Origin of the sequence: Paraliobacillus zengyii (genome assembly GCF_003268595.1) — a bacterium.
GTDB classification, from domain to species: domain Bacteria; phylum Bacillota; class Bacilli; order Bacillales; family Amphibacillaceae; genus Paraliobacillus_A; species Paraliobacillus_A zengyii.
In genome coordinates this window covers 1,347,166-1,369,510 of record NZ_CP029797.1, presented here as the reverse complement: position 1 = coordinate 1,369,510, position 22,345 = coordinate 1,347,166, and the positions used below count along the sequence as shown (strand labels likewise).

The following is a 22,345-nucleotide window of genomic DNA, read 5'->3' as shown; positions in this document are numbered from 1 at the left end:
GTTACTCAATCCTTTGAAGTAAGCGTTGAATTCTCGCTTGCAATTCGTTAATACTAAACGGCTTTGTTAAATAATCATCTGCACCCAAAGCTAATGCACGAACAATATCATTTTCACTTTTTCGACTGGTTAACATCATAATATTGAAATTTGCAGCATGTTTTTGACTTTTTAATTTTTGAAGAACCTCTATTCCATCCATGACAGGCATGACACCATCTAATATAATGAAATGTTTCCCTTTAACTTCAGGTCGCTTCTTCTCAAAGAATGCTGCACCATTCTCAAAAACTTCAATATCTAATTCAACACGTACAAGCTTAATATTGTTAAGTATTTTTGTTAGAATCGTCCTGATTATGCCATCATCATCAATGACAGATACATATATCTTTTTCTTTGAAACTTCTTGTAGCGTATCATTCCCTATTTCAACCCGTGCTCTGCCATTTTCCTTTGCCTTGTATAACGCTTGATCTGCTTGTTCTAGCGCAACTGATAAATCTGTTGCTTGGTCTTGCACAGTATATACACCTCCTGAAAAAGTAAGCGAAAAATAAGATTCGTTCGCACGATGTTTTACTGTAGCATAATCATCTATCATTCCTTGTATTTTCTCTTGTACCTCTTGATAAGAAATGCCAGCGAATAAAATGATAAATTCTTCTCCACCATAGCGAAAAACTGTATCTGCTTTTTTTACGTTTTTCACCAAAAACTGCGCAAAATCGTACAGTACTTTATCGCCTACTGAATGTCCATAGGTATCATTAACTTGTTTAAAATGGTCAATATCAAGCATTACTATGCTAAATGGTTGCTGTTTCACAACAAACTGATCTGCTTGTCTTTGGTAAACATCCTGTAATTGCTTTCTATTATATACTTGCGTTAATTCATCAATTGAAACAGACTGATCAAATAATTGTTTCCTCTGTAAATGCCGGTTAATTCTCACAATAAATTCTTCTATATCGATTTGCTTTTTCATAAAATCATCTGCACCTGTTTTAAATGCTGCGATTCTTTCTTCTCTATTACTATTCACACTAAGGATTACCTTTGGTACAAATTGTCTCTTATTATGTTCATGAATATCTTCTAATAATTCAAATCCATTCTTCATCGACATATCGAGATCAATTACTAAACAATCTGGTAAAAGGTCGAAATATTGATTCGTTGCTTTTTCAGGATCTGTATTGGTTAGAACCATCCAACCTTGTTTTTCTAATGCGTCCTTTAGAATAATTAGCATCGAAACATCGTCACCAATAATATGAATGAGCGGCGCTCTTTCTAACCAGGCATTCGTTGGCTCGATATCCGCTTCCTCTTCAAAATGTTCATAGTGATAACTCAATTGGATTAAAGGATACAAATATTCCCTTAATTCAGTTACGAGCCAGTGCCTATCTTCTTCTTCTTTTACTTCGATAATTAATTCAGATGAAAGTTGGTACAACCCTTCTAATTCTAACGTACCAGAAGTTCCCTTTATCGAATGAAGAAAACGATACACTTCCTCATTCGGTATATTCGCTTCATTATCACTCTCAAACCAAGCAATTATTTGTTTTTTTATATTATTTAACAGTAAATGTTTATATTTCTTTAGGTCCATTGTGGTTACTCCTTTAAAGCTAGAATGGGAACAAGTATGTTAGATCTAAAAGAGATACACGCTGTATAACCTGATCACTTTTCTCTATTATTTTTTGTTCGTACTATTACCTTCTATATTAACATGTAGTTCTGAATACCGATATACTCTTAAGCATAAAATAGAGGAACCATTTATTTAGTTATTCCATATCTATATAGTATTATCTTAAATTGAAAGGGCGTGAGCAAAATGAACGGTAACAATTTTGAAAATAGGATTGCGCCTAGTACAGAAGTGACCTTTGATAAGCAACGCCTGTTTTTCAATAAGTGGGAAATGTATAAGTTATTAGCCCAATATGATTTACCTTTTCAAATGCCTTATACTGCTATTTTTTCCATCCAATCGTTTGATCAATTCACCTCTAGGTCTATTCCCTTTTATGTAAAACCAGTCCATACATGGGCAGGTTTGCATATCACACGGATTACGCCTTTTTATAACGGCTATCACGTAAAACAACAGAACGGATCAGAAGAAACACTCCCTACGAAGCAAGCCTTGTGGCAAAAATTGGCCCAATACTATCAAAATACGCTTGCCATCATTCAACAACAGGCACCTACTATCGCTTTTAATTCACGGGCGTTTGACATTCGTGTCCATCTACAACGAGATGAACATGGTCAATGGCTTTACGCAGGGGATTTAACCCGCATTGGTGGGGAGAAATCCATTGTTTCTAATCATTTCACAAATGGTGGTGGCGTAGTAGAAACGGAATTCGTACTGCAACATTTATTTCGATACTCAAAAGGAAATAAAGTGTTAAGAACGCTAGCAAATGCCACATTCGCCATTTCTGAAGTTCTTGATAGTCAATATCCATTTGTCGACATTGGTGCTGACTTTGGTCTCGATCGAAACGGAAATCTCTGGTTATTTGAAGTCAATACAAATGATGCTAAAGGACGACCAGCTTATGATCTTTTTAAAAAACTACCCGATAAAAATGTTTATAAACAAATGATTGCAATGGATAAAAGACGGTATAAAATATGGAAGAAAAGCAACATGTATTTTTAATGGGTTTTATCATTATTAAAACGCGGATTAGGGGATCTAACAGGAATTAATATAAAGATAGCTAAGAGGATTGAAATCATTTTTTAACTACTCATAAACTAATTAACTATATTTGATATAGTATAATCGTTAGCAGAACAAACGGGCAACACATTTTTTAAAAACAAGCACTTTTACAAGAGATTTACCCTCTCATAATCATTACTTCTTTCATAGAATAAAGAAGTATGATGAAAGGAGGTTAAAAAAATTGAATGAACAAAACAAGCACTCAAAATTATTGCGTAGAAATTACAGTTACCAAAACAATGGATGTAAAGCATGTGGACATAGAATTTGCAGATGCAAAAAGAGAGAATGTCCAGAACTTGTCTATAAAGCACACAGATGTAAGGTAAAGCATAGTGTAATTAATATAATTAGCGGACCTCCAGGACCTATTGGACCTACTGGACCCACCGGACCTCCAGGAGGACCCACAGGGCCTACCGGCGCTACCGGACCAATTGGACCTACTGGTGCTACCGGACCAATCGGGCCTACTGGCGACACTGGTGCTACCGGACCAATCGGGCCTACTGGCGCTACTGGTGCTACCGGACCAATTGGACCTACTGGCGACACTGGTGCTACCGGACCAATTGGACCTACTGGCGACACTGGTGCTACCGGACCAATCGGGCCTACTGGCGCTACTGGTGCTACCGGACCAATTGGACCTACTGGCGACACTGGTGCTACCGGACCAATCGGGCCTACTGGCGCTACTGGTGCTACCGGACCAATTGGACCTACTGGCGACACTGGTGCTACCGGACCAATTGGACCTACTGGCGACACTGGTGCTACCGGACCAATCGGGCCTACTGGCGCTACTGGTGCTACCGGACCAATTGGACCTACTGGCGACACTGGTGCTACCGGACCAATCGGGCCTACTGGCGCTACTGGTGCTACTGGACCAATTGGACCTACTGGCGACACTGGTGCTACCGGACCAATCGGGCCTACTGGCGCTACTGGTGCTACCGGACCAATCGGACCTGCCGGCGCTACTGGACCAATTGGACCTACTGGCGATACTGGTGCTACCGGACCGGCGATTGGATTATCAGAATACGGATATATTTATAACCTTGGGGCTCAAGTTGTTCCTATAGAGGCAGATGTTGTTTTTGACTCAAATGGATTAATCACACCTGGAATTACCCATGCTCCTGGGACCTCTGAAATCTTAGTAACCACTCCAGGAGATTATGAGGTTACCTTCTCCACTTCTGGTGTTGAACCTAGCCAATTCGCATTATTTTTAAATGGAGCAAATGTTGATGGAACTGTCTATGGATCTGGGGCAGGTACCCAGCAAAACGATGGTCAAGCTATAATTGCCATAGCATCTGGAGATGTCCTCACACTTCGAAATCATAGTTCTACTGCAGCTGTTACACTTCAAACTTTAGCAGGAGGCACACAAACAAATGTAAATGCTTCGATTGTTATTAAAAAATTAGATTAGTTATAATGGATATAAAGCACTTAATTCAAGATGATAAGATAAAAAAAGACGCTCAGACATTTTGTCTGAGCGCCTTTTTTATGCCTATTCTTACCTACTCGTCTTCATCATCTAAAATTTCATCAAATGCTTCAGAAACTTTATCAAATTCCGCGTCATCTTCAATAGCAGTTAAGTCACCGTCTTCATCTGTTTTAAGGAAAAAGATATCAATATCGCCTTCCTCTTCCTCTTCTAGATCTGCTAGAAAACTTACAGCAAGATAATCCGTTCCCTCTAACGTAACATTCGCCAATACTTCTACTGTTTGTTCCAATTCTTGCTCATCAATAATGGTAAATACTTCACCAACTTCAATTTTATCCATCATAAACCCTCCCATGTACTATTATGTACTGTCATATATAGCATAACTTAAAATTTTCAAAAAATGCAAACTAAACATGAAAAAATTACAAAAAGTATAGAATACATATTTAAAACGTACATAAGATAGATAATGACTAATAATTTTATAAACTGGGTATAAAAAAACTACTAAGCTACCATACTAGTAAAAACAAGGAGGAATTCACTTATGATTTTAGCATACAGTATATATATTATTAGTTTAGGAGCTGCTTTTTTTGCGAGTTATAAATATGTAACTTATACGATGAAAGTAACACATATCAACCTTCACACAAATTTAATTGTAGCTAGTGTACTTAATCTAACACTCTATTCTTTAGCAATATTTAACTGGTTTCTGTACGCATTCCTAAGAAGCGAAGCGCAATTTATAAACGGACTTAAATTAGGGATTTGGCTATACATTACAAGCGAAGTTTCTTTAGTAGCCATCATGTTGTACAAGTATAAGCATAATGAAGTAATGAATTTTGTCCAATCGACCTGGGACTTTATAAAAACAAAAAGTTCAAAAGCCTATAGAGGAATTAAAAAATTGCAAAAAACATAAAGTAGGGATTCAGCATTTCAAACTGAACCATCAGCACTAACGCGTACTTCACCACAGTGAGTATATCAACCTTACTTAAATAGTTTCTTAATTAGTTTAAAAATATCAAAAGATGTTTTTTGATGGACTTTATTGTATGCATATTTTTTTGGATTCCTTGCCCAACTAGTTCCTTTTGGCATCTTTAAACCTGCGCGATGAACTAATTGCCTCTTTACACTTGTTCTAGCTGAAATCCTCTTTTTTAGACTCGGTTTTCGTATACCAAACTTCATGAGATTTGCTCCTTTGTTGTGCGACTAACGATACGTTACTTTTCGCCTGATTTAACTACTCGCGTCTTAAAGCGATTAAACTTCTGTAGCTCAAAGTAATGGTACCTTTCACTAGATTATAGCAGAAAATAAATGCAGCATAACCTCTTTATAATTGAATCTCCAAGATAAGCCCCTCCAAATAGCTGCGAAGGGGCTGTTTGTTTATCTACTAATTTAATCTTGTTTATAAGAAACATCTACTAACACTGGAACTGTAACAAATTCCATACCTTCATCTTTCAGTGTTGGTATTAGTTGGCGAAGCGCTTCAATCGTGTTGGTTCGGTCACCCTCCGAATCAGCGCCATCGTGCATAAGGACAATTGCACCTGGATGAATATTACTTAACACATTATAAGTGATCACTTCTGGCGCAGCCTCTTGCCAGTCTAATGAATCAACTGACCAACCAATCACCGAGTAATTCATATCCTCCAGTTTCTCAACTAATTCATTATTTAAAAAACCATATGGCGCACGAAATAATTTCGTTCGATAACCGATTTGCTCCGTTAAAGTAGCTTCGGTTCGGTTAACTTCATTCTCAAGTGTGGGAATATCCCCTTCTTCTACAAGGTTCGGATGCCAATATGTATGATTACCAATAATGTGACCTTCAGCAATTATCCGCTGTACAAGCTCGGGGTACGCTTTTGCCCTTGCACCCATCAGAAAAAACGTCGCTTTAACATTATACCCTTGCAATACATCTAAAATCTGTGGCGTAAAACGTGGATCTGGCCCATCATCAAACGTTAGCGCAATTCTATTCTCGGATTGATCGCCACTTAAGACAATCGTTTCAGGATATCGCTCTTGTAAAATAATATTGGAAACTGGATAACGAACGCGCTCCGATAATTCCGACCCACCTTCTGGTTCTGGTAAGTTTTCTTGACTTGGCTGCGCATAGCTTATTACACCAGTTGTAGTCCAAATTACGAGTAAGCCCATTATAAAAACTAACCAGCTACAGCTCTTCTTATTCATTTGTCCATCCTCCACATATAGTAATATCTTTATCCTTCTATAAAAAAGAATCTTTATTCATCTATTTGTGGGAGGATTATAACAAAAGACTACAAGAAACTTCATTTATAACAAATACATGATGTAATATGGTCGTTTACCATTCCACTAGCTTGCATAAAAGCATAACAGATCGTTGGTCCAACAAATTTAAAGCCTCTCTTCTTTAATGCTTTACTCATTTTGTCACTTATCTCTGTTGTTGCAGGCACATCACTAATATTTTCCCAACTGTTTATAATTGGTTTACCATCGACAAATGACCATATGTAGTCAGAAAAGCTTCCCTCTTCTTCAATTATCTCCAAATAAATCTTAGCATTCGTTATAGCTGCCTGAACCTTTAATTTATTTCGGATAATTCCTGGATCTTGTAACAATTCCGCTTTCTTATTCTCATTATATTTCGCGATTTTATCTGGATCAAAATGATCAAACACAGCGCGATAATGTTCTCTTTTTTTCAGTACTGTATACCAACTCAGACCTGCTTGCGCCCCTTCTAGTATAATTAATTCAAATAACTTCTGGTCATTGTATTCAGGAACGCCCCATTCATTATCATGATAATCGATATATAATGGATCATCATTCACCCAATCACAACGTTTCATTAACATCACCCCATCTATATCTATTGTATCAAATGAAATCAACTGAACATATTAACCACAATCGCTACTAACTTTTCCAATAAATTGGTCTAATCTTACAGTTAATATGGTAAACTAAGTACAAATAATTTTCTGCCTTTTTTAATTTAACTAAATCCGCATACTTGCGTGTATTCTAAAGGAGAAGAAGAATCATGAAAAAACTTTGGTTCGTTTATAGCTTATTATTTTTGTTTTTAGTTGGTTGCAACTCAGAATCTGAATCAGAATTGTCTTATTCAGAAGTGGAAATATCAAATCTAGAGGCTGATGCACGTGATTTTTTTGAAAGTAATACAGGTACATATGGCAACTATCTTTATACTGCTGGGGAAGATAATATATTTGTAATGATTAACGGAAAAAACGTTACCCAAGGCGAAGAAGCGATTCATTTTACCGACTTAGTGTTGAAGGAGATGGAGAAGTTCTAAAACTTAACTATAAGGAAGTAAAAACCGATGATTATACTGATGAGACCTTAAAATATAACCTTCTATATAGTGTAAAATTCGATAAAGACTATGAAGTTATTCAAATTTTTGAAAATGGCGAGGAAGAATCATTCACAATTGTATCAGGAAATGGAAATCAAGACCAATAGAAACAAACAAGTAACTTCGACTATGATGTGCAAGTTACTTGTTCACCTGATTCTATTTACAAAACATCTTTAACTTAAGGATACCTTTCATAAAATCATCAAATGAATTATAGTAGCGTTGGTTATACCATTTTGGAATAGTCTCCAATATCCAAGAAGGAATTGCCTTACCCTTGATGAGATGATAGTGTTCGTTATATGCTAGGTTTAAATGCTCCCAACGCGAGTCATCACCCTGCTCCAGATATTCAGAAACATCAATTATTTTCGCTCTTCCATTCTGTAAAATCACATTTTTAAAATGAATATCCCTCGGATTAAGATCAGCTTCACGCGCAAATTTCCGTGCTTCTTCAACATCATCCATTACTTGCTTAGGTATAGGAATGCCTTGTAAAAGACAGTCATACAAAGTAATGCCTGATTCAAAATCCACTACTAAATATCTATCCGTACTACCATAGCATTTCGAAAAAAAACGCGAGCCTTCTAATCGTTGATAAACACTTTCTTCGGTTTCTATTTTCATTCTTTTATCATCCGCATATAACTTAAACGCATGGGTTGGAACAGAAAGTAATTGAAAAACGGCGGCATCCGTTCCAACCCCAATGCACCTTAATTCTTTTGCACTTCCGTGTATAGTAACAGGTCTGTTATTAGCATTCGACGTAACTTTAATAGTTGAAAATAATTTATCTACAGATGTGAAGTCTTTTTCCATAAAACACACCCTCATTCACTTTTCATTAAACAATAGATAGAAACAAGAAACAGTGACGTAATAAAAGTACTGTTTATGTCCATACGCATTGTTTATAAAAATATCCTACTATAAGAATGTGGCAAAAGAACGGTAAAAACCCTCTATTTAGAAAACATTAAAAAACTTGCATAACAACACTGTCTATGTATGACATTATGATATGCAAGTGATTTCTTTCCAATTATATCCCGGGAAATAATTATATTGTATTAACAACAAACTCAAATAATACGAGTCGTAACAATACCCATAATTTGATTGATTTTTTCTGTTAAGCTTGGAATAATATCACCATCCACATTGTCCTCAATATCAACCATTGTATATGCATACTCTCCTCGGCTTCTATTAACCATATCAGCAATATTTAAATGGAAGGTAGATAGTACGGAAGTAATTTGTCCAACCATATTTGGAACGTTTTTGTGAAATACTGTTATTCGCTTTCTCCCTGTGTAAGGAAGGTATGTTTTCGGAAAATTAACAGAGTTTTTAATATTCCCTGTTTCGAGAAAATCTTTTATCTGACGTGCAGCCATAATTGCACAATTTTCCTCTGACTCTTTCGTAGATGCACCAAGATGTGGAATTGGAACAACATTCTTCATCTTAAGTATATTTTCATTTGGGAAATCGGAAATGTATTTACCTACTCTACCACTTTCAAGAGCAACTGCCATATCTTTTTCATTAACAAGCTCACCGCGTGAAAAGTTAAGAATTTGGACACCTGATTTCATTAATTTAAATGTGTCTTCATTAAACATACCACCCGTTCCGTCAGTGAATGGAACGTGGACCGTAATAAAATCGCAACTAGCAAACAATTCTTCAATCGTCATTGCCCGTTTTACATTCCGTGATAAATTCCATGCTGTATCAACAGAAATAAATGGATCAAAACCAATAACATCCATATCTAATTGAAGTGCATCATTTGCGACAAGTGCACCAACTGCTCCCAGACCAATCACACCTAGTGTTTTCCCTTTAATTTCTTCACCAACAAACTGTTTTTTCCCTGCTTCAACAAGCTTCGGAATGTCTTCACCTTTTCCATCTAATGTTCGGGTCCAATCAATTCCAGCAAAAAGATTACGAGATGAAGCCATTAAGGTAGTCAATACAAGTTCTTTTACAGCATTCGCATTAGCACCAGGTGTATTAAATACAACAACACCCTTATTTGTAAAACTGTCGACTGGGATATTATTAACACCCGCACCTGCTCGAGCAATCGCCTTTAAGTTATCACCAAACGTTCCATCATGCATGTTAAAACTACGAACGACGATCGCATCAGGATTGTCATTTTCATCATCTAATTTATAATTATCTCTAAATACTTTGAGCCCATTTTCAGATATAGGATTTAATGTTTTTATTGTATTCATTTTTTCTAATGTAATTGTGTTCATATTTATTCCTCCTCATGATCTTATCTTCCATTTCAACAAGACGTAATGCGTAATAGCCAACTATCCCCCTTTTTTAAAAACAGAAAGAGGTAAGAGAAATAATTCCCTTACCTCTGCCCAGGCGAACGGCTAAAACACTATGTGCTCCCTCACGGTTATCCGCGTTTCGCCAGTCACACATAGACTTGTCTTTTATTTTTTACTCGTATCTCAATAAAAAAAGCCTAGAATATGCAGAATATTTTCCACCTCTAGACATACGGAAGTTAAAGAATCCAATGCCAAGCATCGACTCATGCAGAACATCAAAAGGAAGTTACAAAAACCAACAACCTTACTTTAACTCGTAGTCTAGTTCTTTAATTTGGGAACCAGGTAGAAACACTCAGACCATATTACCGAGAATATACGAGGATTATTACTTTGTTAGGTACAAGGATAATATAACAAACCCACAATAGATAATCAATAAAAATCTGAATATTTCTAAAAGGGAAATAACATGTTCATTTAAAATATTTTTTCTCCAAACCTAATTCATTTAAATCATAAAATGCATTTTATTGTTTTAAAATATAATATTATCGCACTATATTTTTCGTTAAAAAACCTTTAATCTCAATGAATTATGGGACTTGTTTCTGCTCATTTTAGCTAATAGATATATTAACACGTGCAGAAAGAACTATTTTTTAAAGGTTATTTTAAGTTTCATTCAATAAGTTATCTACAGAGAGTAAAAACAATATAGAGGAGTTGCAACAGATTGAAATCGAAATCATCATTTTTTTTAGAGAATACGTTAGTCTATAGATGGCTAATTATCATCGCGTTACCATTTTACTATTTTACAGATCAGTTTATTACACAGAGAGATGTTATTTTTGCAATAAATTTATCAATACTTGTTCTTTCCGCTTTGTCTTTTCGTAAAATTTGGATCCAAGTAATTTCAAGTGGCCTTATCTCGTACATAAGTAATTTTACCGTTTCAGAATGGAACCCACATATGTTTTTGTTTCATTGGTTCTCATCTTTCGTAGTATCTGCTTTGATAATGACCTTAATCGAAAAGTATCTTAATGAAAAAAGGAATACAATAGATTTGATTAATAGCTTAGCTAAATCTTTAGATTCAAGAGATGAATATACGGCATTGCATTCACATAATGTCGCCACTTATTCCAGAAAAATCGCAAAAGAAATGAACCTTAGTAATAGTGCCTGTGACAATATTTACTTCGGAGGTCTACTCCATGATATCGGGAAAATTGGAGTTTCAGAACACACATTAAATAAACCAGCTAAATTAACTGAGCAAGAATATAATCAGATAAAACAACACCCGCTTATTGGCTTTAACCTTGTTAAACATATTAATAGATTTGAATCTAGCGGTATTCTAAACATGATCTTACATCATCACGAACGCTATGATGGTAAAGGATATCCACATGGATTAAAGGGAAATAACATCCCACTGGAAGCAAGGATAATGGCTGTAGCTGATTCATTCGATGCGATGACTTCAAAAAGAGTCTATAGAAGACAAGCTGATTGGGAAGAAGTTTTAAAGGAACTTACTAAAAATAAAGAAACACAGTTTGATCCAATTGTAGTAAATGCTTTTGTAACAGTATTAAAAGCAGAAAAATTTCAAACTACTTACAATAAGGATCAAAATCATAGAGAGAAAGATATACTTACTCACAACCAAGCAATTATTTAGTTTTATAAATCCAATTGATAAAACAACATACTTTACATACAACGGAGGAATTTATATGAAAAAAATATCAACGAAAATTATTATACTATCCTTAATTAACTCGATTATTGTTGCAGCAATTAATGTTGGAAGTTCGCTTTTTATGACTTCAACTAATGATGCTACTACAGAGGCTACAGGAGATATGGCTGCAACTCCAGGTTTTATGATTCCAAATACTATTATAATTGGACTTGCTGTTTCGCTTATTATTGGTGTAATACTTTCGTATATATTAGGAAGAATTATTTCAAAACCTATTTTGCAAATGACAGAAGTTGCCGAGAAAACAGCAAGCTTAGATTTACAAGATGATGAAGCATTCCTTGAAGCAATTCAAAAAAAGGAAGGCGAAATTGGTAAAATGGCAGCAGCACTAGGACAAACTCGAAAAGTATTAAGAGAGATGGCGATCCGATTACAGGATTTTTCATCTACGGTTTCCTCTCATTCTAGTAGTCTTAGTAAGAATACAGAAGAAAATGTCCAATCCATTACACAGGTTGTAACTACGATTAATGGTATTGCCGTAGAAAACACCGTGCACGCACAAACAATTAATGATAGTAATGCAACCTTGTTGGAGGTTGTTAACCTAATAGAAGAAATGACGAATGAAGCTTCTCGTGGATCAGATTATGCCGTTTCTTCTATAGATGCTGTTTCAGAGGGACAAAAGTCTATTGATTTACAGACTGCAAAAATGGATGAAAATATAGAAGTGTCCATGCTTGCAAATAACTCAATTAATGAGCTTAGTGAAATGATTAAACAAGTAGGGGGAATTGTTACAGTTATTGATTCTATTGCAGAACAAACAAAACTATTAGCGTTAAATGCCTCAATAGAAGCAAGCAGAGCAGGAGATGCCGGTAGAGGATTTAACGTCGTCGCAGGGGAAGTTAGAGACCTCGCTGATAAATCAGCCACAGCAGCGAAAGAAATAGCGAGTTTGATTACAAAAACAACAGAAAAATCAGCTGCTTCGGTTACAAATATTAGTAAATCAACTGCACTAATTCAAGAACAAAAAGATGACCTTAAGATTACAACATCTACTTTTGAAAAAATCAAAACGGCTTATGATAGCATTGTTAAAAGTTTTAAACATACTGCAACATCAGCTGAAACAGTTAATCAAAAGTCGAAACAAATCTCTATCCAGATGCAAGACATGACCAAAACGGCAGAAGAATTTGCTGCAAGTACAGAAGAAATTTCAGCTTCAGGACAAGAACAATTAAATGCAACAGAGATAATCTCACAAGCGACAAATGATTTACACCAATTAGCTGGAGAGTTAAATATAGAGATTAATAAATTTAAAGTCTAAAAATAAAAAGGAAACCTGATCTTAAACAAGATGAGGTTTCCTTTTTTGTTACGACTCTTGATTATTCCCAAACGCTTCTGGAATCATCGTGAATCCTTCGATTATTGTGTCTTCTTCTACTTCAATCATAATGCACAGTTTACCATTAAAGTTAACCTGCCTAACGTATTTTAGATCCTGCGGGCTTAGTGAAATGTTAGCAATCTTCGTACTAATTTTGATAGATTTGGAATTATATTTTGGTAAGATGCTACTTGCTTTAAGCTCATAATTATTGTCATCAATAACCTTATTAAAAGCTGCTTCTACCTTTTCCGTATTCACCTCTTCTACCCCACTCATTTTTAAAACTCGTTCAACATCTTGACGGTCTAACTTTGGTGGCTCATCCTCTTCGTTATCCTGGATTACGCGATTAATTTCTTCATAAACATTTGCGAGTGTTGCTGTATTTAATTGATTTCCAGTTACATCTTTAACAATTTCCTCAAAAACGATTTTATCTTCTTGTGCAGTCATCGTCTCCTCAGCATTTAACACTTCTTCAATGAACTCTGGATCTGGTTCATGTGCTTTACCTGATAAATATAAAATGTGATTGACGTCAGCTGCATTATCGGAAAAACAAGGGAATAAAAATCCGGCAACTGGCGTATTAAGGTTGATAACTGGATCAACTTTTACATTATATCTAAATTCTTTCTCGACATAATCAAATTGCAATTCCTTTTTTGGCTCTTGAGTATTATTAATACTGCATAAGATAAACGCATGTGAATAGACAGTATCACGATCACTTTGCTCCGACTCTTCACTACTTCGTTTCATTGGCTTTAAATATTCAGCCCGAATGAATGTAACGACAACATCATTTTCATATTGTTTATCTTGGAGCATTTTTTCCACTAGAAGAAGCATCTGTGCTTTCCAGTCCTCTACCTCACTGCTCAATAACCCTTGATGAAGAATAAGTTGACTACTATTCTCCACTTCTCGTTGAAATTTTAATTCAAATAACTTTTCGTCTAATTGACCTGTCAGTACTTTTTTGAAATTATTTAAAAATAATTCTTGCTGATCTTCATCTAATAATTCAAAAGGCTGGCTTTGCTCATGATATATTTCACTTGATTCCTTCATAATGTAAACATTATAAATATCGGTTATTTTAAGTAAGTCATTCCCTACTTTAAATTGTCTTCGAATATTTGCGATATCTTTTTTGTTCATCGTTTGTCCCGCTCCTTTTACCGTTTCTACCATTTTTTCTATTTTTTTAATTGTATATCCACGCGCTTTATGGCTATTCGATCACTTGGATAACTTACTAGATATCATTATCTTACTAGATTATAGCACAAGCAAAACTATTATAGGAACGAATGTTTTGCTTACAATATACAACTTAGAGGAGTGATTTAATGAATAAAGAGGAACACATCCTTACCCGTAAACCATAGTTATTTTACTCTAGTTTCTAATCTACAGAAAAACAAAAAGTAGATCTTCTATTAAAATGAGATCTACTTTTTATTTATGATGCACATTAATTATTTTTACATCTCTAATCCAGCTATACCGAAGCCACCAGGTCCAGCATGAGTAGAAATCATAGCACCTGCTTGTACCCAAATAATATCCTTGAAACCTGCATCTTTTGCAACTTTATTCATCCGTTCTTTAATTGTCTCATCAAGTCCGATCGAGTATTGGAAATAAAGCTGTTTTCTGTCAATGTTATAATCATTTAAAAAATCTTCGACAAGTTTTTCTGCGACTATATTAATCTTCCCACGATATTTTTTTGTTGATACAAGTTTACCCTCTACTAATTCAATTCGTGGTTTTATCTTTAGCAAGGCACCACCGATATAAGCGACATTACTAACACGCCCACCAGCTCTCAAAAAGTCTAATCTACCTGGCACAAATGCCAGCCTTGCTTTAGGAACGATCGACTCAATTTTTTCTATTAATTCTTCGGGTTTGATCATAGGATCTTTAGCTAACAAGTCAGCCGCATAAAGTACAATTGCAGCTAATCCTCCGGTAACATTTAACGCATCAATTAGAAAAAGATTATCAAAATCTTCTGATGCAATTATCGCATTTTGAAAAGATGATGAGGCTTTTGATGTATAACCAATATGTATAATTGTACAATCAGGATGGTCTTTTCTAATCTCAGTAAAAAAAGCAGTGTATTCATGTGCATTTGTGGATGTTGTTGAAGGGATTTTTTTCGTGCGGTCATAATGATCATAAATCTCCTGTACAGGTAATGATCCATCTAAATAATCCTGTCCATCCATGATCACGTGCATTGGAACAACCTTTATGTCGTATTTGGCAGCTAATTCTTCTGGTACATCAGCACCGCTTTCTGTCGTTAAAATAATTTTTTGCATATCTATCTAGGTCCCCTTTCAACTTTCATTCTGTTAACTATTATGCCTGAATTTCTTGTATTTTAATAAGATTACCGGCTACTTTTTTTTACTTTATCAATTAGATTTCTATTATACCCTCTAGAAGCCGAAATAAAGTCAGTCATATGTTTTTTACATTGTAACACTTTAAAGCATAACTGCATCCAATAGCGCATTATAATTGTGTTGCAGCTTAATTTATTTATTCTCTAAAAAATACTCCCTTACTTCTTTCCAATTACTTACCCTAACATAGCCTGTTTCATTGATATTATGTGGAGATGTAAACACGATTCCTTGCCCAATAAAATGTTTAAAATGGCGAACATTATCATCAATAAGATAATCTGCATTTATAATGCTTTTATCACCACAAAACACGAAATTCAAATCATTTAAGAAGCCAAAATGCTCTTTTAACCATTCATATTTAGCGTTAAAAGATGGCGGGAACTCCATAGCGGCTGTGACAATAAAAACTTGATAATGCTCCATTAATTCTCTTATTACCTTAACACTATCTTTAATGATACCTAAGTCACGAAAGAATAAAGGATCTGCTATTAATCTATCTATTTCTTCCTTTAATTCAGGACGTAAATCAGTTAAATTTGTTCCATTTAAATCTTTACTTGTAATATGTTCATTATACTTTTGATTGTAAAGTGATACATGTTTAGATAAAGCATCAGCTATAACTTCATCCATATCGATTGCTATTCTTTTCATGGATTGTCCCTCCATCATATTAGATTCTACTTCCTTAATTCCCTATAATAGAATTTATTATTGCACTAGGGGTAGACTGTTCATCTATTATATAATCCGCCAAATGCTTGCTTCCACTGGGTATTTCGTATTTTCTTCTATTAACCCAAATAGAATTCCATCCAGCCTCTTTAGCACCGACAACATCATTTCTATAAGAATCTCCAATATAAAAGGTTACTTCTGGTGAAATCCCCATCTTATTCTCTACATAGGTAAATATCGCTTTATCAGGCTTTGAAATACCTAATTCTCCAGAGATAAAGATATTGTTTTCATTAATCCAGTTAGTTAATTGTAATTGCTTCACCTTATTCGCTTGGTGTACAGCAGGTCCATTCGTAATTATCCCAAGCGTTATTCCTTTAGCAACTGCATGGTCAAGTAGTTTTTTCATTTCCGGATCAATTACTATTTCCGCTTGATTTCGTTGATAAGTGGATTGAAATAATAAAGCATCTTTTTTGGAAATATCTATTCCCATACTGGCAAATGCTTTACTAATTCTATACACATGCATAAACTTTTTGTCCATTTCACCGTTAGTAACCAGATCAAATACTTCATCACTATAGTATCTACTCTTTACAAATAAGATATCAATCGCTAAGTCAAAATTAAATTCCCCAAAAACCTCTTGATACGCATCTTCAAATGGTTTTAATTGATCATACAATGTGTCATCAACATCAAATAATAAATTTATCACTTACTCATCCTCCTTAAAGGTTCGTGTTAGTACAATAAGTAGAAGGTTTAAGACATATGCCTTAAACCTTCTACTTCTTTATATTGATTTATAGACGCGCACAACATTCTCAACGGTAAACCCGTATTCGCTTAAAATTTTGTCTGCAGGGGCACTTGCGCCAAAGCGATCAATAGTCACGGCTTTTCCTTTTAGTCCAAGATATTTATCCCATCCAAAGCTGGATCCCATTTCTACTACTAACCGCTTTGGAACATCACTTGGCAGGACTTGTTCTTTATAACTTTCATCCTGTTGTTCAAACACTTCCATACTTGGCATAGAGACGACCGCTACATCTTCCCCTTTTAAGCCCAAGCGTTTTTGAGCCTCAATAGCTAAATTCACTTCTGATCCAGTGGCAATGATAATGCCATCTGGTACTTCCTTCTTAGCAGGTGAAAGTAGGTAAGCACCTTTTGCAACAAGATGTGCTTTTTCTTTTGTCCCTTCTATAACAGGTAAGTTTTGACGCGTTAATGCTAAAACTGTTGGTGTTTCTTTAGAAGTAATTGCAATTTTCCAAGCAGCCACTACTTCATTTCCATCAGCTGGTCTGAATAGCTGTACATTAGGTATAGATCGCACACTAGATAGCTGTTCAACAGGTTCGTGTGTCGGTCCATCTTCTCCCACAGCAATTGAGTCATGTGTCAAAACTAATGTGATTGGTGTTTTCTGGATAGCAGCTAAGCGTAAGGCAGCACGTAAATAGTCAACAAATACGAAGAATGTTCCACCATATACTTTCGTTCCACCATGCAAGGCAATCCCATTTAGTGCACAAGTCATACCAAACTCTCTTACACCAAACCAAATATTTCTCCCTTCATATTGACCTGGTCGAAAATCTTTTTCACCAGCAACCATTGTATTATTGGAAGATGATAAATCAGCTGACCCACCCCAAAAGTTAGGTAATACCTTTGAAAGCGCATGAATTGTTTCTTTACTAGAAACACGACTAGCAGAACCTTGACCTATATCATAAACTGGTAGTCCAGCATCCCAGTCATGTGGTAATGTGTCATTACATGCCGCTTCAAACTGTGAAGCTAATAATGGAAACTCTTCTTTATAATTAGCGAATAGTGCATGCCATTTATCTTCTTCTGCTTGTCCCTTTAAAGTAATTCTTTCTTTGAATATTTTTTTTACATCTTCAGGTACATAAAATGATTTCTCTTTATCAAAACCATAGAACTCTTTTACTTTCATTGCTTCTTCTTCCCCAAGCGGAGCACCATGTACGGCCGCTGTTCCTTGCTTACTTGCTCCATATCCAATAATGGTTTTGACTTCAATTAATGTCGGTTTTCCTTCCTCATTTTTCGCGGTCTCGATAGCCTCTGAAATGGCATCCATATCATTTCCATCCTCGACTAAAATATATTGCCAACCATTCGCTTCATATCTTTTACCTACATCCTCTGTAAAAGATTTGGAAGTGGGTCCGTCTAAAGATATATCATTCGAATCATATAAAACAATGAGTTTCCCAAGTTTCATATGTCCCGCCATGGAACTAGTTTCTTGTGAAACGCCCTCCATTAAATCGCCATCTCCACAAAGTACATACGTATGGTGATCAACAATCTTGTGATCTGGCTTATTATACGTTGCTGCTAAGTGTGCCTCAGCCATTGCCATTCCAACTGCCATTGAGATCCCTTGCCCTAATGGACCAGTTGTTGCTTCTACCCCGTCGACATGATGCACTTCAGGATGACCTGGCGTATTACTATTCCATTGTCTAAATTGCTTTAAATCAGCAATACTAACTTTATATCCAGACAAATGTAGTAAACTATATAACATAGCCGATCCGTGTCCTGCAGAAAGGATAAATCTATCTCTATCAACCCAATTTGTTGAAGTTGATGGATTTATTTTTAAATAATTGGTCCATAAAACATATGCCATAGGTGCAGCACCCATCGGCAGTCCTGGATGTCCAGACTTTGCCTTGTTAATAGAATCTATACTTAACGTACGAATGGTATTTACTGCTTTTTGATCAATATGATCGAACAATTGAATGTCCCCCTTTAGAAAGCCAATCAAATCATTGACTGGCTTTCCATTTAGATTTATAAGTTTACTAGATAATTAACAATTTAAAGGATTTATTTCAAACGTTTCACGTTACTTCACACTATTTTTAATTCTTGTCGTAGCTCCTTTTAAATTGTAACACTCTGCATAATCTCTAATTGGGCGTTTAATATGATCAATAACATAACGCTGTCCATCTACATTTACTTTGCTTAAATTGATATACATTTTTTCAATTTCGACTTTTACTTCATCATCATTGAATGTATAGTGACCAGCTATATCTAATATCTCACCTGATAGTTTAGGATCTTCTATTATCTCTTTAGTAGTCAGATTCCTTTGATCACCAATCATCCATTTTCTCCAACGTTCACTATTAATTGCGTGTTCTAACAAAACAGCTCTTGTATTTGACTTGTTCACTACTAATTCATTCTCAGCTAATTTCTCTTCAAGTGCCGCTAATTTTAAATAAGCTCTTGTTTCTTCTGTTCCATACTGTGGTGCAACATTTGTAGCTGCTATGTCTGATGGGATGTGTTCTAGTAATGACACATCATCTAAATAATCTCCGTTGTGCTCTTTTAGACCGACACCATAGCGTTTGGCCATTTGTGCTAAATCATAAGCGTTGCTAAAGTTAAATTTTCCAGCTTGCTCGGTTTTTCTTACAAGTGTACCAGTTTGCCCTACAATAAATGTTGGCATTGGTAAGTCACGTTTCTCTAATTCTACTTTTAAGCGTTTAATAAACGTTTCATAAGTTTCAGTTGTTGTTAGGCCACCATTTGTTTCTTCGGTTCCGACTTCATAGCCAATTTCAGGAAGGTTACGCGCTTTTCTTTCCTTTTCACAGAATTCAATTAAATCTACCGTTCTCTCCAATACAACTTCTAAAGGAATAACCTTGCCAATTTCAAAAGGGTCTTTCGTTGGGTCAATCATTAATAGATCGAATCCTGATTCAATGTCCGCAATATACGATTTCTTACCCATTTCCATTGCTTTCTCAACTGGAAGATGATCATTTCTTTCTTTATCACGTTGCCACGGTCCACCATGATCTCGACAAATATAATATAGACCTTTGTAATTTATTTTCTCTGCAACTTCTTTTACTGCTTCTACAAAAGTGAACTGGTTCCATCCATTTACATATCCACCACCAAGCTCATCCATATCAACCTGATTACGACTTGCTATGAACATTACTGGATAATCATCATCATTAGAAAGCTCTAAACTAGCTTGCAAACAGTTTTTAGACATTGGTCCAATACCAAGAATAGTTGCACTATTTCCACTTTTTTGTAATTCTAGTAATCCTTCTACTGTTTTTTTTATCGATAATTTCATTTGATTGTCCTCCAATAATTATATTTATATTTTTTATTCAAAAGTTGCTTTTAATTTTCTTAATAAAGGATCAGATTTTTTGATAATATCTGAAACTCCCATTTGAACAACCTTTTTCCCTTTAAACCTATCCATTTCTCTAATTTCCACATCGTTTGTTAGAATCACGCATGCTGCTTCTTTTATTTCAGCTTCATTCAAACGATTTTCTATACCTGAAGAACCTTGTGTTTCTACCTTTATATCAATCCCTAATTTTTTAGCCGATAGTTCTAAAGATTCTGCACTCATATACGTATGTGCGACCCCACTCGGACAAGATGTTACAGCAACGAATTTCATATTATAAAACTCCCCTCATTTTATAGTTGGTCAATTGAAATATCTAAGTCTTCGAAATCATCATCGTTACTTTCAGTTGATTGTTCGTCTTCTACTGCATCCTTCTTCAGTATTCTTAATGCAATAGCTGTTACTAGTGCACCTAATAGAACGGAAATAATATAGCCAAACCGTCCTTCAACAACTGGTAAGACGATCAATCCTCCCCATGGGGCATGATTTAATACACCAAATAAGAATGCTGATATGTTTCCTACTACAGCTCCCATAATGATAGATGGAATTACTTTTAGTGGATCAGCAGTCGCAAATGGAATTGCTCCTTCTGTAATTCCTACTCCACCCATAAAGAGTGCCGCAATACCTGAATCTCTTTCCAAACTATTAAACTTCCTTGGGAAAATTAGTGTTGCTAAGCCTAAACCAATTGGTGGTATACATATTGCTACACCAACTCCACCCATTAAGAATGGTAGTGTATCTACTTGTGTTTGTGCGAAAGTTGCAGCTACTTTATTGATTGGACCACCCATATCAGATGCAATCATAGCCCCTAACACGCCACCTAATGGAACCTTCGCAGATCCTGACATTCCATTTAGTGATGCAGTCATCCATTCCATAAATAATGCAATTGGTTCACCTATTAAGAAAACCATGATAAATCCGACAATAATCGTACCACCTAATGGATAAATAAAAATTGTACCCAACGTTCTAAATGAAGAAGACAATTTAATTTTCTTCAATTGTTGAACAACATACCCTGCTAAGAAACCTGCGATAATACCACCAATGAATCCAGCACCAATCTCATTAGCAAGAAAAGCACCTATCATACCTGGAGCTAAACCAGGTTTATCCGCTATACTGAATGCGATAAAACCACCCAATATTGGAATGAATAATGTCAAACCCGCTGAGCCAATTTGGTTTAATTTAGATAACCATCCACCATCTGGAACTGCTGCTTCCCCACTTAACATGACAGATAGGGCAAAGAGGATACCACCAGCAACAACGAAAGGAATCATATAAGAAGTAGCTGTCATCAGATGTTTCTGAAAATATTTAAGATGTTTCATTTTATTTCCTCCTTCACTTTTTGATTGAGAAGTTCAATAAGAACATTTTCATCCGCATTTTCAACTTCAGCTCTGAAGTCTTCATGCATTAACAATCTTGCAAGTTTTGAAAGAATCTTCAAATGTAAATTATCCTCATTTTGTTTCGGTACACTTATTAGGAACACGGTAGTTACTAACTCACCATCATCCGTCCACTTGATAGGATTAACGAGTCTACCTACTGTAACCGTCGATGACTTCACTCCATCACTTTGGCTATGAGGCAGGCCAATTTCGTGTCCTATATATGTTGGAATTTCATTTTCTCTATCAATAACATCTTTCAAAAAAACTTCTTTACTAGACAAATAGTTTTTAACATCTAAATTGGTTATTAATTCGCTAATCACCTCTTCTTTGGTTGCCACATCAATATTCGATACAACCAAAAAATCTACTGTGTTTATCTGTTCCATTTCTCTCCTCCTCGGGAATAACATAAACTACTATCAGTTCAATT

At 35.4% G+C, this 22,345-nt stretch carries 22 protein-coding genes and 2 riboswitches; of the genes, 6 read left to right on the top strand and 16 right to left on the bottom strand.

Translation table 11 applies throughout. The features are described from left to right. Nucleotide 1: 1 nt before the first annotated feature. Entirely contained in the window at nt 2–1,624 is a 1,623-nt protein-coding gene (locus DM447_RS07000; RefSeq protein ID WP_112180530.1) for a diguanylate cyclase, read from the bottom strand. Between the two features lie 231 nt (nt 1,625–1,855). Here DM447_RS07000 and DM447_RS06995 point away from each other — a divergent pair, with 231 nt between their 5' ends. Together DM447_RS06995 and DM447_RS06990 are read left to right on the top strand one after the other, a co-directional pair. Next, nucleotides 1,856–2,692 carry a YheC/YheD family protein gene (locus DM447_RS06995; RefSeq protein WP_112180529.1) on the top strand — a complete coding sequence of 279 codons (837 nt, stop codon included), beginning with the start codon at nt 1,856–1,858 and terminating at the stop codon, nt 2,690–2,692. 409 nt (nt 2,693–3,101) lie between these two features. Then, nucleotides 3,102–4,208, top strand: coding sequence for a collagen-like domain-containing protein (locus DM447_RS06990; protein WP_241964588.1), 1,107 nt, complete (start codon nt 3,102–3,104; stop codon nt 4,206–4,208). A 94-nt stretch (nt 4,209–4,302) separates the two neighbouring features. Here the strand turns inward: DM447_RS06990 and DM447_RS06985 are convergent, their stop codons facing one another. Further along, nucleotides 4,303–4,575 carry a DUF1292 domain-containing protein gene (locus DM447_RS06985; RefSeq protein WP_112180528.1) on the bottom strand — a complete coding sequence of 91 codons (273 nt, stop codon included), beginning with the start codon at nt 4,573–4,575 and terminating at the stop codon, nt 4,303–4,305. A 210-nt stretch (nt 4,576–4,785) separates the two neighbouring features. Here DM447_RS06985 and DM447_RS06980 point away from each other — a divergent pair, with 210 nt between their 5' ends. Then, entirely contained in the window at nt 4,786–5,169 is a 384-nt protein-coding gene (locus tag DM447_RS06980; RefSeq protein ID WP_112180527.1) for a hypothetical protein, read from the top strand. A 71-nt stretch (nt 5,170–5,240) separates the two neighbouring features. On the opposite strand, the gene DM447_RS06975 is transcribed toward DM447_RS06980, so the two are convergent. From DM447_RS06975 to DM447_RS06965, 3 genes are all read right to left on the bottom strand, one after another. Continuing rightward, nucleotides 5,241–5,444 carry a hypothetical protein gene (locus tag DM447_RS06975; protein ID WP_112180526.1) on the bottom strand — a complete coding sequence of 68 codons (204 nt, stop codon included), beginning with the start codon at nt 5,442–5,444 and terminating at the stop codon, nt 5,241–5,243. A gap of 216 nt (nt 5,445–5,660) precedes the next feature. Continuing rightward, the gene (locus DM447_RS06970) at nt 5,661–6,440 is read right to left on the bottom strand and encodes a polysaccharide deacetylase family protein (RefSeq protein ID WP_232824213.1); all 780 of its coding nucleotides are present in this window, start codon (nt 6,438–6,440) and stop codon (nt 5,661–5,663) included. A 137-nt stretch (nt 6,441–6,577) separates the two neighbouring features. After that, nucleotides 6,578–7,129 carry a DNA-3-methyladenine glycosylase I gene (locus DM447_RS06965; protein WP_198663156.1) on the bottom strand — a complete coding sequence of 184 codons (552 nt, stop codon included), beginning with the start codon at nt 7,127–7,129 and terminating at the stop codon, nt 6,578–6,580. A gap of 194 nt (nt 7,130–7,323) precedes the next feature. On the opposite strand from DM447_RS06965, the gene DM447_RS06960 reads away from it, so the two are divergent. Then, nucleotides 7,324–7,602, top strand: a complete 279-nt coding sequence (locus tag DM447_RS06960; RefSeq protein WP_112180523.1) for a hypothetical protein — start codon at nt 7,324–7,326, stop codon at nt 7,600–7,602. A gap of 222 nt (nt 7,603–7,824) precedes the next feature. On the opposite strand, the gene DM447_RS06955 is transcribed toward DM447_RS06960, so the two are convergent. Both DM447_RS06955 and DM447_RS06950 read right to left on the bottom strand, forming a co-directional pair. Beyond that, complete coding sequence (locus tag DM447_RS06955; RefSeq protein WP_112180522.1) at nt 7,825–8,496, bottom strand: serine/threonine protein kinase; 672 nt, start codon at nt 8,494–8,496, stop codon at nt 7,825–7,827. A 263-nt stretch (nt 8,497–8,759) separates the two neighbouring features. Further along, nucleotides 8,760–9,956 carry a phosphoglycerate dehydrogenase gene (locus DM447_RS06950; RefSeq protein ID WP_112180521.1) on the bottom strand — a complete coding sequence of 399 codons (1,197 nt, stop codon included), beginning with the start codon at nt 9,954–9,956 and terminating at the stop codon, nt 8,760–8,762. A gap of 108 nt (nt 9,957–10,064) precedes the next feature. Further along, nucleotides 10,065–10,143: riboswitch (ZMP/ZTP riboswitch) on the bottom strand. 140 nt (nt 10,144–10,283) lie between these two features. Then, a riboswitch (purine riboswitch) is annotated at nt 10,284–10,388 on the bottom strand. A gap of 334 nt (nt 10,389–10,722) precedes the next feature. Between DM447_RS06950 and DM447_RS06945 the strand changes: the two genes are divergently transcribed. Both DM447_RS06945 and DM447_RS06940 read left to right on the top strand, forming a co-directional pair. Continuing rightward, nucleotides 10,723–11,685: an HD-GYP domain-containing protein gene (locus tag DM447_RS06945; protein ID WP_112180520.1), complete on the top strand. Its 963-nt coding sequence runs from the start codon at nt 10,723–10,725 to the stop codon at nt 11,683–11,685. Between the two features lie 55 nt (nt 11,686–11,740). Beyond that, on the top strand, nt 11,741–13,057 hold the full coding sequence (locus DM447_RS06940; protein WP_112180519.1) for a methyl-accepting chemotaxis protein: 1,317 nt from the start codon (nt 11,741–11,743) through the stop codon (nt 13,055–13,057). Between the two features lie 48 nt (nt 13,058–13,105). Here the strand turns inward: DM447_RS06940 and DM447_RS06935 are convergent, their stop codons facing one another. The 9 genes from DM447_RS06935 to DM447_RS06895 all read right to left on the bottom strand — a co-directional run bounded on the left by DM447_RS06935 (nt 13,106) and on the right by DM447_RS06895 (nt 22,301). Continuing rightward, entirely contained in the window at nt 13,106–14,287 is a 1,182-nt protein-coding gene (locus tag DM447_RS06935; protein WP_112180518.1) for a DUF4317 domain-containing protein, read from the bottom strand. Between the two features lie 326 nt (nt 14,288–14,613). Then, on the bottom strand, nt 14,614–15,465 hold the full coding sequence (locus tag DM447_RS06930) for a DegV family protein (protein ID WP_112180517.1): 852 nt from the start codon (nt 15,463–15,465) through the stop codon (nt 14,614–14,616). A gap of 219 nt (nt 15,466–15,684) precedes the next feature. Continuing rightward, nucleotides 15,685–16,215: a 5' nucleotidase, NT5C type gene (locus tag DM447_RS06925; protein WP_112180516.1), complete on the bottom strand. Its 531-nt coding sequence runs from the start codon at nt 16,213–16,215 to the stop codon at nt 15,685–15,687. 34 nt (nt 16,216–16,249) lie between these two features. Continuing rightward, nucleotides 16,250–16,963, bottom strand: coding sequence for an HAD family hydrolase (locus DM447_RS06920; RefSeq protein WP_232824195.1), 714 nt, complete (start codon nt 16,961–16,963; stop codon nt 16,250–16,252). 78 nt (nt 16,964–17,041) lie between these two features. Then, on the bottom strand, nt 17,042–19,036 hold the full coding sequence (gene tkt, locus DM447_RS06915) for a transketolase (protein ID WP_112180515.1): 1,995 nt from the start codon (nt 19,034–19,036) through the stop codon (nt 17,042–17,044). Nucleotides 19,037–19,147: 111 nt separating this feature from the next. Next, nucleotides 19,148–20,416, bottom strand: coding sequence for a class II D-tagatose-bisphosphate aldolase non-catalytic subunit (locus tag DM447_RS06910; RefSeq protein ID WP_112180514.1), 1,269 nt, complete (start codon nt 20,414–20,416; stop codon nt 19,148–19,150). Nucleotides 20,417–20,449: 33 nt separating this feature from the next. Continuing rightward, on the bottom strand, nt 20,450–20,758 hold the full coding sequence (locus DM447_RS06905) for a PTS fructose-like transporter subunit IIB (RefSeq protein WP_112180513.1): 309 nt from the start codon (nt 20,756–20,758) through the stop codon (nt 20,450–20,452). A 20-nt stretch (nt 20,759–20,778) separates the two neighbouring features. Further along, a complete protein-coding gene (locus DM447_RS06900) occupies nt 20,779–21,843 on the bottom strand; it encodes a PTS fructose transporter subunit EIIC (RefSeq protein ID WP_112180512.1) in 1,065 nt (354 codons plus the stop codon). Further along, nucleotides 21,840–22,301 carry a PTS sugar transporter subunit IIA gene (locus tag DM447_RS06895; RefSeq protein WP_112180511.1) on the bottom strand — a complete coding sequence of 154 codons (462 nt, stop codon included), beginning with the start codon at nt 22,299–22,301 and terminating at the stop codon, nt 21,840–21,842. The genes DM447_RS06900 and DM447_RS06895 overlap by 4 nt, the downstream gene beginning before the upstream one ends. Between the last annotated feature and the right edge of the window lie 44 nt (nt 22,302–22,345).

Coding starts and splice junctions, on each gene's coding strand:
- DM447_RS07000 (WP_112180530.1), bottom strand. CDS start 1,624: ATGGACCTAAAGAAATATAAACATTTACTGTTAAATAATATAAAAAAA.
- DM447_RS06995 (WP_112180529.1), top strand. CDS start 1,856: ATGAACGGTAACAATTTTGAAAATAGGATTGCGCCTAGTACAGAAGTG.
- DM447_RS06985 (WP_112180528.1), bottom strand. CDS start 4,575: ATGGATAAAATTGAAGTTGGTGAAGTATTTACCATTATTGATGAGCAA.
- DM447_RS06980 (WP_112180527.1), top strand. CDS start 4,786: ATGATTTTAGCATACAGTATATATATTATTAGTTTAGGAGCTGCTTTT.
- DM447_RS06975 (WP_112180526.1), bottom strand. CDS start 5,444: ATGAAGTTTGGTATACGAAAACCGAGTCTAAAAAAGAGGATTTCAGCT.
- DM447_RS06970 (WP_232824213.1), bottom strand. CDS start 6,440: ATGGGCTTACTCGTAATTTGGACTACAACTGGTGTAATAAGCTATGCG.
- DM447_RS06965 (WP_198663156.1), bottom strand. CDS start 7,129: ATGAAACGTTGTGATTGGGTGAATGATGATCCATTATATATCGATTAT.
- DM447_RS06960 (WP_112180523.1), top strand. CDS start 7,324: ATGAAAAAACTTTGGTTCGTTTATAGCTTATTATTTTTGTTTTTAGTT.
- DM447_RS06955 (WP_112180522.1), bottom strand. CDS start 8,496: ATGGAAAAAGACTTCACATCTGTAGATAAATTATTTTCAACTATTAAA.
- DM447_RS06950 (WP_112180521.1), bottom strand. CDS start 9,956: ATGAACACAATTACATTAGAAAAAATGAATACAATAAAAACATTAAAT.
- DM447_RS06940 (WP_112180519.1), top strand. CDS start 11,741: ATGAAAAAAATATCAACGAAAATTATTATACTATCCTTAATTAACTCG.
- DM447_RS06935 (WP_112180518.1), bottom strand. CDS start 14,287: ATGAACAAAAAAGATATCGCAAATATTCGAAGACAATTTAAAGTAGGG.
- DM447_RS06930 (WP_112180517.1), bottom strand. CDS start 15,465: ATGCAAAAAATTATTTTAACGACAGAAAGCGGTGCTGATGTACCAGAA.
- DM447_RS06925 (WP_112180516.1), bottom strand. CDS start 16,215: ATGAAAAGAATAGCAATCGATATGGATGAAGTTATAGCTGATGCTTTA.
- DM447_RS06910 (WP_112180514.1), bottom strand. CDS start 20,416: ATGAAATTATCGATAAAAAAAACAGTAGAAGGATTACTAGAATTACAA.
- DM447_RS06905 (WP_112180513.1), bottom strand. CDS start 20,758: ATGAAATTCGTTGCTGTAACATCTTGTCCGAGTGGGGTCGCACATACG.
- DM447_RS06900 (WP_112180512.1), bottom strand. CDS start 21,843: ATGAAACATCTTAAATATTTTCAGAAACATCTGATGACAGCTACTTCT.
- DM447_RS06895 (WP_112180511.1), bottom strand. CDS start 22,301: ATGGAACAGATAAACACAGTAGATTTTTTGGTTGTATCGAATATTGAT.